Below are 16,312 nucleotides of genomic sequence, written 5' to 3' on the forward strand. Positions count from 1 at the left end.
GCGGTGCGCACGGCGGGGGGACGACGGTTGGCGGTGTGGACCCCTTCCGTCTCGGCATGCCGAAGATCCCCGGCTTCACGGAGCTGCTGACGCTCCTGCAGACGCAGACCGAGGCGCTGGCCCAGCTGCCGCGCACCCTGACCGAGCTCAACGGCGCGGTCCGCGAGCTGATCGCCGCGACCTCCACGGCGACGTCGGCGATCTCCTCGGCGCAGCGCACCGCCGAGCGGCTGGAGACGCTGGTCGGCGAGCTCGAGGAGCCGGTGCGCGCACTGAAGCCGGGGCTGGAGCGGGTCGGCCGGGTGCTCGACGACCCCGCCGTCGACGCGGTGCCGGACATCATCCGCACGATCGACGAGGACCTCATGCCGATGATCGCGACGATCCGTCAGGCGCAGAACCGGGTCATCGGGGTCACCGGCCTGCTGCGCCGCCGCGGCCGCCCCGACGACGAGGACGCGGCGGGCTGACCGCTGCTGCCCAGTGCGGCGGACGCTCCAGCCCGGCCGGCAGCCGGGTGGCGGAGTCGCCGCGGGCGGCGGCCACCTGCGGGCGGGTGAGGAACAGCGCGCCGGTGAGGTCGGCGCCACGCAGGTCGGCGCCCCGCAGGTCCGCCCCGAGGAGGTCGGCGCCGCGCAGGTCCGCGCCGCGCAGGTCGGCGGCGATCAGGTAGGCGCCGCGCAGGCCGGCCCGCCGCAGGTCCGCGCCGCGCAGCGCCGCCCCGACGAGGTCGGCGCCGCGGCGGTCGCGCCCGCCGGGGCGGGCGGCGGCGCTCACCCGGCCGAGCAGCTCGCCGGCCTCCGCGCGGACGGCAGCGGGGTCGACGGCCGACAGCTCGGCCGGCGTGCCGGCCGCGAGGCGCTCGGTGCGCTCCGCCAGAGCGGCGACGTCGTCCCGCAGCGGTGCCTCGAGCGGCAGCGTGGCGGCCTCGGTGAGGTACCAGAGCAGTTCGTGCAGCTGGCGCAGGACGGGGAAGGCGGCGGCCACGCCGGGGTCGGATGCCGGGCGCTCCACGGCGGCGACCTGCACGAGCCGCTGGCCGGCGCCGAAGCAGTCGAACACCGTGCAGCCGGGGAAGCCGCGCTGCCGGAGGTCGGCGTGGATGCCGCAGCGCGCCGCCCCGACGTCCAGGCCGGTCAGGTGGACGCACGGCTGTCCGGCCGGCTTGTCGAGCGCGAAGTCCGCCGACGCGGCGAAGGCGGGCAGCACGCAGCAGAGGCCCGCGCAGGCGGAGCAGTCGGCGCGCAGGTCCCGCCGCCGGTCGGCGGGAGGCGCCGCCGGCGGGGCGGGAGGGGTCACCGGCCGAGGGTATGCGCGGGCAGAGGACGGGCGGGCAGAGGATGGGCGGCATGGACGTGCTGAGCAGCCGCGTGCTCCTCCGCCCCACCGACGCCGCCCGCTCGCAGGCCTTCTACCGGGACGTCCTCGGGCTGGCCGTGTACCGCGAGTTCGGCCCGCCGGGGGACCGCGGGGTGGTGTTCTTCCTCGGCAACGGCCTGCTCGAGGTGTCCGGGCAGGCCGCCGAGCCGCCGCGGGGCCTGGCGCTGTGGGTCCAGGTGCGCGACCTCACCGCGGAGGCCGACCGGCTCTCGCGGGCCGGCGTCCCCGTCGTCTCCCCGCCCGAGCGCATGCCGTGGGGGCTGCTCGAGGCGACGGTCGCCGACCCCGACGGCGTCGCGCTGGTGCTCGTCGAGGTGCCGGCCGACCACCCGCTGCGGGTCGACGTCCGCCCGCCCGGGTGACGCCGGCCGCCCAGGGGGCGGACCCGACGGCACACGTCCCTGGGGGCGGCCCGAGGGACGTCGACACGGAGCACGCGACCGGGACTTGACGCCGCACTTGCATTTTGCAAGTGTCCACCGCATGAGCCTCTTCATCACCTGCCCGGTCGAGGACGTCGAGCGCGCGACCGCCTTCTACACCGCCCTCGGCTGGACCCTCGACGCCGAGATGTCCGACCACAACGTGTCGTGCTTCGCGATCGCGCCCGAGCAGTACGTCATGCTCGGCAGCCGCCAGATGTACGCGAGCGTCGGCGGCACCGAGGACCTGGTGGGCGGACCCGGCACGCCCTCGAAGGTCACCGTCTCCTTCGACCTGGGCAGCCGCGAGGCGGTCGACGCGCTCACCGAGCGCGCCCGCGCCGCGGGCGGGCGGATCGGCGACACCGACGACTACCCCTTCATGTACCAGCGCCAGTTCGACGACCTCGACGGCTACCACTACTCGCCGTTCTGGATGAAGCCGGCCGACGATCCGACCGCGTGAGCGACCTCGCCGCGGCGCTCGACGTCGTCGGAGCCCGGTGGGCCCTCCTGATCGTGGGGAGACTGCTCGACGGGCCGCAGCGCTACGGCGATCTGCAGCGCGACCTCGGGGTCCCCACGAACGTGCTCGCGACCCGCCTGCGCGAGCTCGAAGCGGCCGGCGTCCTGACCCGCCTGCCGCTGCGGCACAACACCCGGGCCTACGCGCTGACCGATCGCGGGCTCGCCCTGCGCGAGGCGATCGTCGCGCTCGCACGCTGGGGCGCCGAGCGGACCTAGGTACGGCGTGGAGCCGCCTCGACGCGGCCCACGGCACACGGTGGCGCCACGACCGCACGGAGGACCGATGGCGCTACTGCGTGCGAGGAGCGCTCCGGTCGGGCTCCGCGACGTCGATGTTGCCCAACACGGAGGCGAGCAGCCCCGGGAAGCGCTGTTCCAGTTCCTCGGCGCGCAACGCGGCGTACTGCTGGCCGCCCCGCTGGCTGCGCCGCAGGATGCCGCTCTCCCGCAGGACCCGGAAGTGGTGCGAGGCGTTGGACTTGCTGAGCCCGAGATCGGCGTAGACGAGCGAGCACCGACACTCGCCGAGCTCGTACATCGTCTTGACCATGTGGAGGCGCGCGGGGTCGGCGAACCCGTGCAGGACCTGGGCCATGCCGATCTGGTCCAGGTCCGGGTGCAGCTGGTCCCGGGTCACCGCGGCAGCGCCGTGAAGACCTGCTTGCTCAGCAGGACGTCGACCTTCTGCACGTGAGCCGGCCTGGCGAGGATGTCGTTCATGCGCTCGACGTCACGGAAGACGTCGCCGCCCCCGCCGGCCACGTGCGCCCGACGCCCCGCGAGGTCCGGGAAGACCTCGAAGATCGCGAAGGTGGTCTCCGAGTGCTGCACCGCGTACCAGGGGCCGGTGGCCGGCTCGTCCTGGACGCACCTGAGGATGTCGGCCAGCATCTCGCGCACCTCGTCCGTCTTGCCGGGGCGCGCCTCGATGAGGATGTAGAAGGCCTTCGTCCCGTCCTCCCCGTCGTGACCGGTCATGAGGACACCGCTGTGGCGCTCCTCGGTGGTCGCACGGTCAGCCGACTGATCGCCCGTACCGACGGGTCCGGTCTGCGTCGTCATCGGATGCTCCCCTGACAGCAGGTTCAAAGGTCGTTGAACCGTACACCCAAGCTGCGCTGTCGAGCACTCCACTACGCGGCCGCGGGCGGGCCTCCGGGACGTGCCGGGGCCGCCGCGACCCTCCCGGACGACACCCGTGCGGATCCGTCCCGAGGATGATGTACGCAGCGGTTCCGGCCCCCTACGGTGCGCACAGATCGTCCGTCGGGAGGCCTCGTGAACATCCGTCCTGCTCTCGCCCGGGTGTCGGCCGTGGCCGCCCTCGCGCTGCTCCTGTCCAGCTGCTCCGGCTCGGACGGTGACTCCGGTGCGGCAGCCGACGCCGCCGAGCAGACCTCCCCGCTGTCGAAGTACCTGGACGCCCTCTACGGCGGCGACCTCTCCCCGGAGGAGCAGGAGCGCCGGTTCGCCGAGGAGCAGGAGCGCACGGAGGAGCTCATCGCCGGCTGCATGCAGGAGCAGGGCTTCGAGTACACGCCGAACACGCAGTCGGCCGGCTTCGTCTCCTACGAGGACGTCGAGTGGGAGCCGGACGACCGGGACTGGGTGAGCCAGTACGGCTACGGCGCGGTCACGTCCCCCTACACCGAGCAGCCGGCGCCCGAGGAGGAGTTCGTCGACCCCAACGCCGACTACGTGGCGGGCCTGTCGGAGTCGGAGCAGACGGCCTTCTACGAGGCGCTGTCGGGCCCGATGCCCGACGAGGAGGACCTCGCCGAGGACGGCTCCTACGAGTACGACTGGACCACCGCCGGCTGCCAGGGCGCCGCCCAGCACGAGGTCGCCGGCGAGGACCTCTCCCAGTCCGAGGAGTTCGCGTCCCTGTTCGCGGCCATCGACGAGCTGTACACCAACATGCCGACGTGGCCGGGCATGGCCGAGCTGGACGCCGAGTGGGCCGCGTGCATGGACGCCGCCGGCCACGGGGGTCACGCCACCCAGGTCGACGCGCAGAACTCCGTCTACGACGACCTGAACGCGGTCTACGAGGACGTCGCCATGTCCGAGGACGGCACCTCGACCGGCGAGCCCGACCAGGCCGCCCTCGACGCGCTGGCCGAGCGCGAGGTGGAGCTCGCCCTGGCCGACCTGGGTTGCCGTGAGGAGACCGACTACCGCGACCGCTCGACCGAGATCACCCACGAGGTCGAGGAGCAGTTCATCGACGACCACCGGGCGGAGCTGGACGCGCTGGTCGCCGCGGCCGAGCGGGACTGACGGTGACCGGACCGGACGTGGAGGACCTCGACCCGCCGGCCACGACCGGGACGAGGGCCTCCCGGTGGTCGGCCTGGCTCTCGCTGCTGCACCGCAACCGCCCGCTGTGGGGCACCGCCGCGGTGGCGGTCGTCGCGCTGGTCGCGGGACTGCTCACCGGCCGGTTCCTCGTCGCGCCGGACGCCACGTCGGACGAGGCGCCGGCGCCCGGCCTGGTCACCGTGCCCGTGGCCTTCGGGGCGCTGAGCAACGACGTCACCATCCGGGGCGAGGTCGGGTACGCCGACTCCGTCGAGGTCACCATCGACACCTCCGCCGTCCCCGGCCCCGCCGTCGTCACCGGCCAGGTGCCGGAGGTCGGCTCCGAGCTGGACGCGGTGGAGGTGGCCCTGGAGATCGCCGGCCGCCCGGTCGTCGTCCTGCCGGGAGAGCTGCCGGCGTACCGGACGCTGCGCGTCGGGGTCTCCGGACCCGACGTCGTCCAGTTCAAGGAGGCCGTGCGCGCCGTCGGCCTGGACGCCGGCGACCCCGGCAACGACGTGTTCGACCAGACCGCGGCCGCCGCGGTGACCGCGCTCTACGCGCAGGCCGGCTACCCGCCACCGGCTCCCGAGGAGGGCTCCGAGGACGGCGTGCTGGCGGCGCAGGACGCCGTCCGGGGCGCGGAGCAGGCGGTCGCGGCCGCGCAGGCCGAGCTGACCAGCGCCCGGAGCGGACCGTCGGCGGTCGACGTCCGGGAGGCGGACAACGCGGTCGCCAGCGCGCGGCGCGCCCTCGACGCCGCCCTCGCCGCGACGCCCGACGACGCGGTCACGATCGGCGACCTGCGGGACACCCTGGCCCTCGCCCAGCTGCGGCGCCAGGCGCTCGACGCACCGCCCGACACCACGGCGCAGCGGGCCTCGCTGTCCGCCGCCGAGGACCAGCTCGCCCTGGCGCGCGAGGAGCTCGGACGGGCGCGGGAGGCCGCCCTGCCGGCCCTGCCCGCCGGCGAGGTCCTCTACCTCACGCAGCTCCCGCGCCGGGTGGACGCGGTGGAGGCGCGGCGCGGTGCGGTGCTCCAGGGCACGGCGATGACCGTGTCCGGAGCCACCCTCAGCCTGTCGGGCACCGTGGCGGCGGCGGACGCCCGGCTGCTGAGCCCGGGCATGACGGCCGCCTTCGACCTGCCCGACGGCACCGAGCACCCCGCCACGGTCACCGAGGTCACCCCGGGCGAGGGCGAGGAGGCCCGGTGGACCGTGCAGCTGGAGCCCGCCCCGCTCACGCCGGAGCAGGTCGCCGAACTGCAGGGCGCCAACGTGCGGGTCGGGATCCCGGTGGGGGCGACGGACGGCGACGTGCTCTCCGTGCCGCTGGCCGCGCTGAGCGCCGGGCCCGGCGGGGAGGCACGGGTCGAGGTGGTCGAGGGCGACCCGCGCGACGGCGCCCGCGTCGAGACCCGCACGGTCGTGGTCGAGACCGGGCTGGCCGCCGACGGCGCCGTCGAGGTCCGCCCCGTCGAGGGCGACCTCGAGGAGGACGACCTCGTGGTGGTCGGCCGGTGACGACCGGGCCCGCGGCCGCGGCCGCCGACCCGGCGACGGAGCCGCTGCCGGCCACCGTCCCTGCCACGGTGTCGGCCACGCTGCCGGCCAGCCTGTCTGCCACCGAGCCCGCCGCGCCGCCGGCCATCGAGCTGCGGGACGTCACCCGGTCGTTCCCCGGCCCTCCCGAGGTGCAGGCGCTCAAGGGGGTCAGCCTGTCCGTCGCCGACGGCGACTACGTCTCCGTCACCGGCCCCAGCGGGTCGGGTAAGTCCACGATGCTCAACGTCCTCGGGCTCCTCGACCGCCCGACGGTCGGCGAGTACCGGCTCGGCGGGGTGCTCACCGGGACGCTCGACGAGGACGAGCGGGCCGCGCTGCGCGCCCGGCACCTGGGCTTCGTCTTCCAGGCGTTCCACCTGATGTCCCGGCGCAGCGTGCTGGAGAACGTACTGCTGCCCATGCTCTACAACGGCACCCCGCGCGCCGAGCGGGAGCCGCGGGCCCGGGAGGCCCTCGAGCGGGTGGGCCTCGGCCACCGCGTCGGCTTCCTGCCCGGGACCCTCTCCGGAGGAGAGCGGCAGCGGGTCGCCGTGGCCCGCGCGGTCGCCTCGCGTCCCCGCGTGCTCCTGGCCGACGAGCCGACCGGCAACCTCGACCAGGCCACGTCCGGGGAGATCATGGCCCTGTTCGACGAGCTGCACGCCGACGGGCTGACCCTGGTGGTCATCACCCACGACGCGGACGTGGCGCGGCGGGCCTCCCGGCGGATCCGGCTCGCCGACGGCCGCGTGAGCGAGGCGGGGTGACGGGCCGGGCCACCCCGCCGTCCCGCGTGCGGCGCCTGCCCCGGCCCCACCTGCCGGCCCGCCTGCGACGGCGGCCCGTCCCCACTCCCGGGAGCCCGGTCGCGCCGGCCGACCGCTTCCGCTTCACCGACCTGCTCGGCGAGGCCACCGCCGACATCGGCTCCCGGCCCGGGCGCCTGGTGATGACGGTCCTGGGCACCGTGCTCGGCATCACCGCGCTCGTCGCCACCATCGGCCTCGCCCAGACCGCTGCCGCGCAGATCGCCCGCCAGTTCGACGCCGCCTCGGTCACCCAGCTCGTCGTCACCCCGCGGACGGCGAGCACCGGGGGCGGGACGACCGTCGCGACGACGGCGCTGCCCTGGGACGCCGTCCCCCGGCTGGAGCGGCTCGCCGGGATCGAGTCGGCGACACTGCTGGCCGAGGTGCCGCTGCCCGAGGCGGTCGTCACGACGGTGCCGGTCAACGACCCGTCGCAGCCGCCGAGCGCCCCTCCCCCGGTGTACGCGGCCTCCGACGAGCTGCTCGACACCCTCGGTGGGCAGCTGGCCACCGGCCGCTTCTTCGACGCCGGGCACGACCGCCGGGCCGACCGGGTGGCCGTCCTGGGCGCCCGCGTGGCCGAGCGGCTGGGCGTCGTCCGGGTCGACACGCAGCCCTCGGTGTTCATCGACGGCATCGCCTACGCCGTGGTGGGCGTGGTCGCCTCGCTCGACGCCCGCGCGGAGCTGCTCGGCGCGGTCATCCTCCCCACCGGGACGGCCCGTGCCGACTTCGGACTGGCCGCCCCCGGCGACGCGCAGGCCCGCATCGCCGTGGGGGCCGGCCCCCAGTTGCGCGGCCAGGCCGCGCTCGCGCTGGCACCGGACGACCCGGAGAGCCTGGAGGTGGACGCCCCGGACGGCCGGTCCGAGCTCGGGCGGGACGTGCAGGCCGACGTGAACGAGGTGTTCCTCGTCCTGTCGGTGATCGTGCTGCTCGCCGGCGGGGTGGGCATCGCGAACGTGACGACGCTGTCGGTGATGGAGCGGGTCGGCGAGATCGGCCTGCGCCGGGCGATCGGGGCGACCGGGCGTCAGATCGCCGGGCAGTTCGTCGCCGAGTCGGTCGTCGTCGGCCTGCTCGGCGGCCTGATCGGCGCGGCCCTGGGTGTGTTCGCCGTCGTCGGCGTCTCCGTGGTGCGGGGCTGGACCCCCGTCGTCGACCCGTGGGTCGCTTTGGGCGGCGCGCTGCTCGGCGCGGTCGTCGGCCTGGTCGCCGGCGGTCTGCCGGCCCGTCGCGCGGCCCGCATCGAGCCCGTCGACGCCCTCCGCGGGGGCACCTGACGGCCACTCCGCCGAGGTCCGCCTCCCGCGCGCGGGAGGCGGACCCGGGCGTCAGTCGGTGCCGGACTCCATGGCGGCGCGGTCGAGGGCCTCGTCGTCGACCCCGGCGACGGCGCGGCCGGCGATCGCCTCGGCGCCGCCCTCGGTCATGCCGTCGATGAGGCCGGTGGCCGCGGCCTGCGCCGCACCGATGACCGCCGTCTCGCTCCCGCCGCCGCCGACCATGCCGAGCCGGGCGTACTGCTCGAGCTTGGCGCGGGAGTCGGCGATGTCGAGGTTGCGCATGGTCAGCTGGCCGATCCGGTCGGTCGGGCCGAACGCCGGGTCCTCGGTGCGCTCCATCGACAGCTTGTCGGGGTGGTAGCTGAACGCGGGGCCGGTGGTGTCGACGATCGACCAGTCCTCGCCCCGCCGCAGCCGCAGCGTGACCTCACCGGTGACGGCCATGCCGACCCACCGCTGCAGCGACTCCCGCAGCATGAGCGCCTGGGGGTCCAGCCACCGGCCCTCGTACATCAGCCGGCCCAGCCGCCGGCCCTCCGTGTGGTAGGTCGCGAGGGTGTCCTCGTTGTGGATCGCGTTGACCAGCCGCTCGTAGGCGGCGTGCAGCAGCGCCATGCCCGGCGCCTCGTAGATGCCGCGGCTCTTGGCCTCGATCACCCGGTTCTCGATCTGGTCGGACATGCCCAGCCCGTGCCGGCCGCCGATCGCGTTGACCTCGAGCACCAGGTCGACGGCGGAGACGTACTCCTTGCCGTTCACCGACACCGGCCGCCCGTTGGCGAAGCCGATCGTCACGTCCTCGGTCTCGATCTCGACGGCCGGGTCCCAGAACCGGACGCCCATGATCGGCTGCACGATCTCGATGCCGGCGTCGAGGTGCTCGAGGCGCTTGGCCTCGTGGGTGGCGCCCCAGATGTTCGCGTCGGTGGAGTAGGCCTTCTCCGCGCTGTCCCGGTAGGGCAGGCCGTGCGCGGTCAGCCACTCCGACATCTCCTGCCGGCCGCCGAGCTCCTCGACGAACGCGGCGTCCAGCCACGGCTTGTAGATGCGCAGCGACGGGTTGGCCAGCAGGCCGTACCGGTAGAAGCGCTCGATGTCGTTGCCCTTGAACGTCGAGCCGTCGCCCCAGATGCCGACGCCGTCCTCGAGCATCGCGCGCACCAGCAGCGTGCCGGTGACCGCGCGGCCCAGCGGCGTCGTGTTGAAGTAGCTGCGCCCGCCGGAGCGGATGTGGAAGGCGCCGCAGGTCAGGGCCGCCAGCCCCTCCTCGACCAGCGCCTCCCGGCAGTCGACCAGCCGGGCGATCTCCGCGCCGTAGGCGGAGGCACGGCCGGGCACCGAGGCGATGTCGGGCTCGTCATACTGGCCGATGTCGGCGGTGTACGTGCAGGGGACGGCGCCCTTGTCGCGCATCCAGGCGACCGCCACGGAGGTGTCGAGACCACCGGAGAAGGCGATCCCGACGCGTTCGCCGACGGGCAGGGACGTGAGCACCTTGGACACGAGAGAGATTATGCACGCTCACGCATGACCATTCACGACCGGGGTCGAGCCCGTCCGGTCCGTGGGGCAGGATCGCGGAGGTGCCCGACCTCTCCCCCGGCCTCTCCCCCGGCGACGACCTGCGCGCCCTCGTCGACGCCTCGCCGTCCCCCTTCCACGCCGTCGCCGAGCTCACCCACCGGCTGACCGCGGCCGGCGCCACCGTGCTGGCCGAGGACGACGCCTGGACCCTCGCCCCCGGCGGCCTGTACGCCGTGGTGCGGGGCGGCAGCGTCGTCGCCTTCCGGCTGGGCACGGCGCCGCTCGCCGAGGCGGGCATGCGGCTGGCCGGCGCGCACACCGACTCCCCCACCTTCCGCGTGCGGCCCCGCTCCGACGTACGGCAGGCCGGTTACCGGCTGGTCGGCGTCGAGCCGTACGGCGGCGGGCTGTGGCACACCTGGCTCGACCGCGAGCTCACCGTGGCCGGCCGCGTGGTGCTGCGCGGCGGGCGCACGGAGCTGGTCCGGCTCGACGGCGCCCCGCTGCGGCTTCCCTCACTGGCCATCCACCTCGACCGCTCGGTGCGCGAGGGCCTGACCCTCGACCCGCAGCGGCACCTGGTCCCGGTGTGGTCGCGCGACCTCGGCACCGAGCCCGGCCTGACCGAGGCGCTCGCGGAGGCCGGCGGCGTCGCGCCCGCCGACGTGCTCGCCTCCGACCTCGTGCTGGCCGACACCCAGCCGGCGGGCACCACCGGCGCCGACGGCACCTGGATCGCCGCGCCCCGGCTGGACAACCTGGCCAGCTGCCACGCCGGCGTCACCGCGCTGATCGCCGCCGCACCCGGCGCCCGCACGCAGGTGTTCGTGGCGAACGACCACGAGGAGGTGGGCAGCGGCTCGATGTCCGGCGCGCGCGGCAGCTTCCTCGAGGACGTCGTCCGGCGGGTCGTGGCGGTCACCGACGGCGGCGACCCGCAGGCCCTGCCCCGGGCGCTGGCCCGCTCGCGGCTGGTCTCGGCCGACATGGCGCACGCCGTCCACCCGACCCGGTACGACCGGCACGAGCCCGCCCACGCCCCGCAGCTCGGCGGCGGCCCGGTGGTGAAGGTGAACGCCAACCAGGCCTACGCCACCGACGCGGCCGGCGGCGCGTGGTTCGCCGAGCGGTGCGCCGAGGCCGGCGTGCCGGTGCAAACGTTCGTCTCCCGCGCCGACCTGCCGTGCGGCTCGACGATCGGCCCGCTGACGGCGACCCGGCTGGGGCTGACCACCGTCGACGTCGGCGCGCCGATGCTGGCCATGCACTCCTGCCGCGAGCTGGCCTCGGCGCTCGACGTCCCGCTCGTGGTGGCGGCGCTCACCGCCTGCTACGAGGACGGGGTCTGAGGATCGGTCGGTGACCGGCGGACGACGTCGGCGAAGGACTCCTCCAGCCGCGCCCAGGTGGAGCTCCACTCCACCAGCGGGTCGAGGATCCGCTCGAAGACGGCGAGCTGCTCGTCGAAGGCCTGCAGCTGCCCGACCAGGCCCTCGATCAGCTGCCGCTGCGCCTTCACCGACGCGGCGATCGAGCGGACCTGCGCCGCCGACATCGCCCCCGGCGGCGAGGGCAGCCGCGGCAGCGCGAGCCCCGACGGCACCGCGCCCGCGGCGAGCCGGGTGGCCCGGTCGGTGAAGCCGCGCAGCTGCGCGACGAAGTCCTCGACCGTGCGCGCCACCCGGCCGCCGTCGCGCGGCGTCTCCTCCGGCTCGGTCACGTCGTCCTCCCCCGGCTCCGCCCACCGCCGCCGGCGGGTCCCGGCCCAGTCTCGCGGCAGCGGCGGGGCCGCGCTCAGCCGACCAGGGCCCGCAGCGACTCCGCGTCGCGCACCGCGTGGCCGTGGCCGTCGTTGTTGAAGTAGGCGTACACGTCGCGGCCCTGCCCCGCCCACTCGCCGATCCGGTCGGCCCACCAGCGCAGGTCGGCGTCCGGGTAGGAGCCGGCATACAGGTGCGCCGGGTCGGGGCCGTGCAGCCGGACGTAGACGAACGGCGCGGTCGCACGCAGCATGCACGGCAGGCCGGCGCCGCTCATGACGCAGTAGGCGGCGCCGTGCCGCTCGAGCAGCGCGAACACGGCCTCGTCGTGCCAGCTCGGGTGCCGGAACTCCACGGCGACCCGCATCCACGGCGGCACCAGCGACAGGAAGTACGCGAGCCGGGCGTCGTCCCGCGCCGCCGCCGGATGCAGCTGGACCAGCAGCACCGCCCGCCGGGGGCCGAGCTCGTGCCAGGCCGCGGCCATCCGCTCGACCCACGCCTCCGGGCCGTACAGCCGCTTCGCGTGGGTGAGCCCGCGCGGGGCCTTGACCGACATCTGGAAGCCCTCGGGCAGCCGGCGCCGCCACGAGGCGAAGGCGGCGGTGCACGGCCAGCGGTAGAAGCTGCGTTGAGCTCCACGGTGCCGAACCGGCGCACGTAGTGCGCCAGCCGGTCCCGCTGCGGCGTCCCCGGCGGGTACAGGACGCCGTCCCAGTGGTCGTAGCTCCACCCCGACGTGCCGACGTGGACGGCCACCGGCGGGCTCAGGCCCCGCGGCGGAGGCCCGCCAGCCGCGCGGCGCCGGCCAGCACCCGCCCGTAGGAGCCGGGCGCGAGCCGCACGAGGACGTCGGGCACGACGGCGCTGGCGCCGATGAGCAGCCGCGGGCGGCGGCGCTCCACGGCCTCGACGATGCGCCGCGCCGCGCGGTCGGCCGGGTAGCGCAGCAGCCGGGAGAACTCGGCGGTGCCCCGCGCGGCCTCCGCGGGATCGACGCCGCTGCCCAGCCGCGCGGTCTCGGCGATCCGGGTGGCGATGCCGCCGGGGTGCACGCTGGTGACGCCCACGCCGTCGTCCGCGAGTTCGTGCCGCAGCGCCTCGGCGAAGCCGCGGACGGCGAACTTGCTCGTCGCGTAGGCCACCTGCCCGGCCGGCGCCATCAGCCCGAACAGGCTGGACACGCACACGACGTGCGCGCCGGGATGGGCCCGCAGCGTGGGCAGCAGGGCGTGGGTGAGCCGGACGGCGGCGCGCAGGTTGACGTCGAGGACCCAGTCGAACTCCTCGAGGGTCACCTGGTCGAAGCGGCCGGCCAGCGCGACGCCGGCGTTGTTCACGAGCAGCGTCGTCGCCGGGTGGTCGCGGACCAGCGCGTCGGCGGCCGCGCGCACCTGCCCGTCGTCGGCCAGGTCGGCGACGACGGTGTCCACGGCCCGCCCCGGGGAGGCCGCCCGCACCGACGCGGCGACGCGCTCCAGCCGGTCGCCGTCGCGGTCGAGCAGGACGAGGTCGGTGCCGCGGGCGGCCAGCTGCGGCGCCAGGGCCGCGCCGATGCCGCTGGCGGCACCGGTGACGACGGCGGTGCCGGTGAAGTCGTAGGGGCGCACGCCGCGGACGCTAGCCGCCGGGGGTCAGGGCAGCCGCCAGACGGTGGTGCGGCGCAGGCCCGGCCCCTCGGTCTCGGGGACGTCGAGGGCGAGCACCGGCTCCAGCCGCTCGTGCGGCAGGTAGGGGCGGCCGGGGTCGCCGACCAGCACCTCGCAGCCGCGGGCGCGGGCCCGGTCGAGGAAGGGCAGCACCCGCTCGGTCATCTCGCGGTCGTAGCAGACGTCGCCGGCCAGGACGACGTCGACGGCAGGCGGCTCGCGGTCGAGCACGTCGCCGGTGACGCTGATGCCGGCCACCCCGTTGAGGCCGGCGTTGACGCCGACCGCCGTCCGCGAGAACGGGTCGACGTCGCTGGCGAGCACGTGCCGGGCGCCGGCGAGCACCGCGGCGATCGCGACCAGGCCGCTGCCCGACCCGAGGTCGAGCACGCGGCGGCCACCCACCGGCACCGCGCCGTCGAGCACCGCGCGGGCCAGCGCCTGCCCGCCCGGCCAGGCGGCCGCCCAGAACGGCGGCGCCTCACCGGCGCCGCCCGCGGCGACCTCCATGGCCTCCCAGAGGGCGACGACGTCGTCGGCGACGTGCAGCCGCACCTCCGGGACCAGCGACGGACGGCGGACCTGGGTGTGCGCGCGGACGAAGCCCGCGGGCACGACCCGGGGACCGGCCTCCGTCACGCGGCGATCAGTACCAGCCGGTGGACTGGGAGTGCGCCCACGCGGCGCACGGGGAGCCGTAGCGCTCCTCGATGTAGATGAGGCCCGCGTCGATCTGCCGGTAGCCGTCGGAGGTCTTGGCGATGCCGGTGCTGGCCCAGGTGGAGTCGAGGAACTGCGGGATCCCGTAGGCGGTGCTGCTCGGGTTCTGCGCGTTGGGGTTCCAGCCGCTCTCCTTGCCCCACAGGCTCTCGAGGCAGGAGAACTGCTCGCCGCTGCCGACCTTGCTCATCGCGTACTCCTTGAAGGAGCCGCGGGCGGCCGGGGCGGCGGAGGCGGCCGGCGCCGGGGCGGCGGCGGAGGTCGACTGCTGCTGGGCGGCGGCCGCGGCGGCCTGCTCCGCGGCGGCGGCCTCGGCGGCGGCGCGGGCGGCGGCCTCCTCGGCGGCGCGGCGGGCGGCCTCCTGCTCGGCGGCGATCCGCGCGGCCTCCTCGGCGGCGCGGCGGTCGAGCTCGGCCTGGTCGGCGGCGGCCTGGGCCTGCGCGGCGGTGGTCTCGTCGGCCGAGCGCTGGCTGCGGGAGGCGGCGAGGTCCTCCAGCGGCGCGAGGTCGGTCTCCTCGACGGCCGGCGCGGACGCGGCCGGCTGCTGCGGGATGCCGAGCTGCTCGGCCACGCTCACCGAGGCGCTGACGGTGTCGGTGCCGGCGGAGGCGGCGGGGCTGCTGGTGGACAGCACGCCGACGACGAGCGCGCCGGCGGCCGCGGCGCCGAGCAGCAGCGCGGGGCGGCGGGGGCCGAGCAGCGGGGAGCCGCGGCGGACCCTCGCGGGCCGGACGGCCTCGAGGACGGCGGTGTCGGTTCTCTCGACGGCGGGGCTCTCGACGGCGGTGCTCTCGACGGCGGTGCTCTCGACGACGCTGGCCTCGACGGTCGCGGGCGCGTCGGCGGCGGAGGTGCGGGTACGGGAACGCATGAGGGGGTGGGTGCTCCGAGGGAGAGTGCGCGGTCGCCCGGGGTTCGGGCGGTGCCACGCGGTCTGGCGGATGTCGCGGTCCACGGGTCCCGGCGGGGGGCCGGGAGCGGGCAGGTGGGAGCCGGCGTCAGGCGGACGCGGGGGCGCGCAGCGCGCGCACGGCTGCACCTGCGGGCCGGGGAGGCCCGGAGGCGGGCATGCGGAGACTCTCCGTTCCTTCCGTGGCCGCCTACCGGGTTAGCTGACGGGTTCGGGCGGGAAGAAGCCCTACGCACCAGGCGAGCGGTCGCTCGCCGGGGTGCGATTCACCCCAGGACTGCGGTGGGTCCCCGGCTCGCGACCGCGGGTGCGGACGCGACTCGGCGGCGTCCGGTCAGGCTCCCCGGGTGGGGACGAGACGACCGACCGGACGCGGTCACGGTAGGCGTCGTTACCGGTCCGTGACAACACGGGACCGGAGATGTGCGTGGGACGGCCGGGACCGGCGGGGTGCCCCGGGACCCCGCCGGGCGGCCGTCCGCGCCGGTCAGGAGGCCGCCGCGACCTCGGGCCGGCTGCCGCCCTGCAGCACCGTGAGCTGCGACGCATCGCCGTCCGCGGGGGCGGCCGCGCCGTCCCCGGAGCCGCCTCCTGCGCCGCTGCCGATGCCGGCCTCCCGGCGGTCGGCGAGGACGGCGACGTCGTCGGGCAGCGCCCCCGCGACCACGGCGAGCGCCTCGTCGAGCTGGCCGGTCAGCCGGCGCAGCCACCCGCGCGCCTGCTCGCAGCGCTCGAGCAGCGGGCCGAGCTCGGACTCCAGCGCGCGGCGACGCTCGGCCGCCTCGGCGTCGGCACGCGCCCGCCCCTCGGCGGCCTCCCGGTCGAGCCGGTCGCGCTCCTCGGCGGCCGCGCGGCGCAGGCCCTCGGCCTCCCGGCGGGCCGCCTCCAGGACCGCCGCGGCCTCCGACCGGGTCTGGTCGCGCAGCGCCGTCACCGCCTCGCGCATCTCCGCGACGCCGGACAGGCGCGCCGCCGCCTCGGTCCGGGCGTCGTCGAGGACCTGCCGGGCCTCCTCCTCGGCGGCGGAGAGCAGCGCCGCGGCCTCCTGCTCCGCGCGCTCGCGGAGGGCCTGCGCCTCCTCCGGGCCGGGCGCGGCGTCCCGCTCGCGGACGAGCGAGGTGAGCCGGGCGCGCGCCGCCTGCAGGTCGGCCGAGACGGCGGCGTAGCGGGTGAGCAGGTGGTCGTTCTCGCGGCGCAGGACGAGCACCTCGGTCTCGGCCCAGTCCACGTAGGCGTCGACCTGGCCGCGGTCGTAGCCGCGGACGGCGCCGGTGAACACCGGGGCCGTGCCGAGGAGGCCGTCGAGGCCGCTCCCCGGCCGGGGCCCGGCCCCGCCCTCCGCCCGCTGCTGGGCGGTGCCCTCGTCCTGCTGCGCCATCCCGGTTCCCCCTCGGTGCCCGTCCGACCCGGCCCGCCCCGGCGCGCCGGAGACGGTGATCACAGGCTCCCACCGCCGCTGCCGCGCGGGAGGGCGCC

19 protein-coding genes and 1 riboswitch are annotated in these 16,312 nt (G+C 76.3%); of the genes, 9 read left to right on the forward strand and 10 right to left on the reverse strand.

What is annotated here, in order from left to right; all coding sequences use genetic code 11:
- The first annotated feature begins 35 nt into the window (after positions 1–35).
- Positions 36–470 carry a hypothetical protein gene (locus WA616_RS03340; protein ID WP_073420172.1) on the forward strand — a complete coding sequence of 145 codons (435 nt, stop codon included), beginning with the start codon at positions 36–38 and terminating at the stop codon, positions 468–470.
- On the opposite strand, the gene WA616_RS03345 is transcribed toward WA616_RS03340, so the two are convergent.
- On the reverse strand, positions 415–1,299 hold the full coding sequence (locus tag WA616_RS03345; RefSeq protein ID WP_336027295.1) for a pentapeptide repeat-containing protein: 885 nt from the start codon (positions 1,297–1,299) through the stop codon (positions 415–417). The two genes, WA616_RS03340 and WA616_RS03345, sit on opposite strands and share 56 nt — an antisense overlap.
- Before the next feature lie 50 nt (positions 1,300–1,349).
- Here WA616_RS03345 and WA616_RS03350 point away from each other — a divergent pair, with 50 nt between their 5' ends.
- The 3 genes from WA616_RS03350 (at position 1,350) to WA616_RS03360 (ending at position 2,546) form a co-directional block, all read left to right on the forward strand.
- On the forward strand, positions 1,350–1,742 hold the full coding sequence (locus tag WA616_RS03350; RefSeq protein ID WP_336027296.1) for a VOC family protein: 393 nt from the start codon (positions 1,350–1,352) through the stop codon (positions 1,740–1,742).
- A 121-nt stretch (positions 1,743–1,863) separates the two neighbouring features.
- Positions 1,864–2,268: a VOC family protein gene (locus WA616_RS03355; protein WP_336027297.1), complete on the forward strand. Its 405-nt coding sequence runs from the start codon at positions 1,864–1,866 to the stop codon at positions 2,266–2,268.
- Positions 2,265–2,546, forward strand: coding sequence for a winged helix-turn-helix transcriptional regulator (locus WA616_RS03360; RefSeq protein WP_336027298.1), 282 nt, complete (start codon positions 2,265–2,267; stop codon positions 2,544–2,546). The genes WA616_RS03355 and WA616_RS03360 overlap by 4 nt, the downstream gene beginning before the upstream one ends.
- A 73-nt stretch (positions 2,547–2,619) precedes the next feature.
- On the opposite strand, the gene WA616_RS03365 is transcribed toward WA616_RS03360, so the two are convergent.
- Together WA616_RS03365 and WA616_RS03370 are read right to left on the reverse strand one after the other, a co-directional pair.
- The gene (locus WA616_RS03365) at positions 2,620–2,967 is read right to left on the reverse strand and encodes an ArsR/SmtB family transcription factor (protein WP_336027299.1); all 348 of its coding nucleotides are present in this window, start codon (positions 2,965–2,967) and stop codon (positions 2,620–2,622) included.
- Complete coding sequence (locus tag WA616_RS03370) at positions 2,964–3,308, reverse strand: putative quinol monooxygenase (protein ID WP_336027301.1); 345 nt, start codon at positions 3,306–3,308, stop codon at positions 2,964–2,966. The genes WA616_RS03365 and WA616_RS03370 overlap by 4 nt, the downstream gene beginning before the upstream one ends.
- A gap of 300 nt (positions 3,309–3,608) precedes the next feature.
- Here WA616_RS03370 and WA616_RS03375 point away from each other — a divergent pair, with 300 nt between their 5' ends.
- From WA616_RS03375 to WA616_RS03390, 4 genes are read left to right on the forward strand one after another with little or no spacing between them, the layout of a single operon-like run.
- The gene (locus WA616_RS03375; protein ID WP_336027303.1) at positions 3,609–4,610 is read left to right on the forward strand and encodes a hypothetical protein; all 1,002 of its coding nucleotides are present in this window, start codon (positions 3,609–3,611) and stop codon (positions 4,608–4,610) included.
- Between the two features lie 2 nt (positions 4,611–4,612).
- Positions 4,613–6,157: a hypothetical protein gene (locus WA616_RS03380; protein WP_336027305.1), complete on the forward strand. Its 1,545-nt coding sequence runs from the start codon at positions 4,613–4,615 to the stop codon at positions 6,155–6,157.
- Positions 6,154–6,945: an ABC transporter ATP-binding protein gene (locus WA616_RS03385; protein ID WP_336027307.1), complete on the forward strand. Its 792-nt coding sequence runs from the start codon at positions 6,154–6,156 to the stop codon at positions 6,943–6,945. Before WA616_RS03380 ends, WA616_RS03385 begins: the two co-directional genes overlap by 4 nt.
- 26 nt (positions 6,946–6,971) lie before the next feature.
- The gene (locus tag WA616_RS03390) at positions 6,972–8,270 is read left to right on the forward strand and encodes an ABC transporter permease (RefSeq protein WP_336027308.1); all 1,299 of its coding nucleotides are present in this window, start codon (positions 6,972–6,974) and stop codon (positions 8,268–8,270) included.
- A 51-nt stretch (positions 8,271–8,321) separates the two neighbouring features.
- On the opposite strand, the gene argG is transcribed toward WA616_RS03390, so the two are convergent.
- On the reverse strand, positions 8,322–9,776 hold the full coding sequence (gene argG, locus WA616_RS03395) for an argininosuccinate synthase (protein ID WP_336027309.1): 1,455 nt from the start codon (positions 9,774–9,776) through the stop codon (positions 8,322–8,324).
- An 80-nt stretch (positions 9,777–9,856) separates the two neighbouring features.
- On the opposite strand from argG, the gene WA616_RS03400 reads away from it, so the two are divergent.
- A complete protein-coding gene (locus tag WA616_RS03400) occupies positions 9,857–11,146 on the forward strand; it encodes a M18 family aminopeptidase (RefSeq protein WP_336027311.1) in 1,290 nt (429 codons plus the stop codon).
- Here WA616_RS03400 and WA616_RS03405 read toward each other — a convergent pair.
- The 6 genes from WA616_RS03405 to WA616_RS03430 all read right to left on the reverse strand — a co-directional run bounded on the left by WA616_RS03405 (position 11,128) and on the right by WA616_RS03430 (position 16,214).
- A complete protein-coding gene (locus WA616_RS03405) occupies positions 11,128–11,517 on the reverse strand; it encodes a hypothetical protein (protein ID WP_073420179.1) in 390 nt (129 codons plus the stop codon). The two genes, WA616_RS03400 and WA616_RS03405, sit on opposite strands and share 19 nt — an antisense overlap.
- Before the next feature lie 74 nt (positions 11,518–11,591).
- Positions 11,592–12,290: a DUF72 domain-containing protein gene (locus WA616_RS03410; RefSeq protein WP_336027312.1), complete on the reverse strand. Its 699-nt coding sequence runs from the start codon at positions 12,288–12,290 to the stop codon at positions 11,592–11,594.
- Between the two features lie 34 nt (positions 12,291–12,324).
- The gene (locus WA616_RS03415; protein WP_336027314.1) at positions 12,325–13,167 is read right to left on the reverse strand and encodes an SDR family NAD(P)-dependent oxidoreductase; all 843 of its coding nucleotides are present in this window, start codon (positions 13,165–13,167) and stop codon (positions 12,325–12,327) included.
- Between the two features lie 24 nt (positions 13,168–13,191).
- A complete protein-coding gene (locus WA616_RS03420) occupies positions 13,192–13,845 on the reverse strand; it encodes a class I SAM-dependent methyltransferase (protein ID WP_336027316.1) in 654 nt (217 codons plus the stop codon).
- A gap of 7 nt (positions 13,846–13,852) precedes the next feature.
- Positions 13,853–14,797, reverse strand: a complete 945-nt coding sequence (locus WA616_RS03425; protein ID WP_336027317.1) for a transglycosylase SLT domain-containing protein — start codon at positions 14,795–14,797, stop codon at positions 13,853–13,855.
- Positions 14,798–15,008: 211 nt separating this feature from the next.
- A riboswitch (cyclic di-AMP (ydaO/yuaA leader) is annotated at positions 15,009–15,172 on the reverse strand.
- 151 nt (positions 15,173–15,323) lie between these two features.
- Positions 15,324–16,214, reverse strand: coding sequence for a DivIVA domain-containing protein (locus WA616_RS03430; protein WP_336027320.1), 891 nt, complete (start codon positions 16,212–16,214; stop codon positions 15,324–15,326).
- Between the last annotated feature and the right edge of the window lie 98 nt (positions 16,215–16,312).

Origin of the sequence: Geodermatophilus sp. FMUSA9-8 (genome assembly GCF_037034165.1) — a bacterium.
Lineage (GTDB): Bacteria > Actinomycetota > Actinomycetes > Mycobacteriales > Geodermatophilaceae > Geodermatophilus > Geodermatophilus nigrescens.

What these genes read in the sequence shown, in the direction of transcription:
- WA616_RS03350 (WP_336027296.1), top strand. Translation starts at nt 1,350, where the DNA reads ATGGACGTGCTGAGCAGCCGCGTGCTCCTCCGCCCCACCGACGCCGCC.
- WA616_RS03355 (WP_336027297.1), top strand. Translation starts at nt 1,864, where the DNA reads ATGAGCCTCTTCATCACCTGCCCGGTCGAGGACGTCGAGCGCGCGACC.
- WA616_RS03425 (WP_336027317.1), bottom strand. Translation starts at nt 14,797, where the DNA reads ATGCGTTCCCGTACCCGCACCTCCGCCGCCGACGCGCCCGCGACCGTC.
- WA616_RS03370 (WP_336027301.1), bottom strand. Translation starts at nt 3,308, where the DNA reads ATGACCGGTCACGACGGGGAGGACGGGACGAAGGCCTTCTACATCCTC.
- WA616_RS03430 (WP_336027320.1), bottom strand. Translation starts at nt 16,214, where the DNA reads ATGGCGCAGCAGGACGAGGGCACCGCCCAGCAGCGGGCGGAGGGCGGG.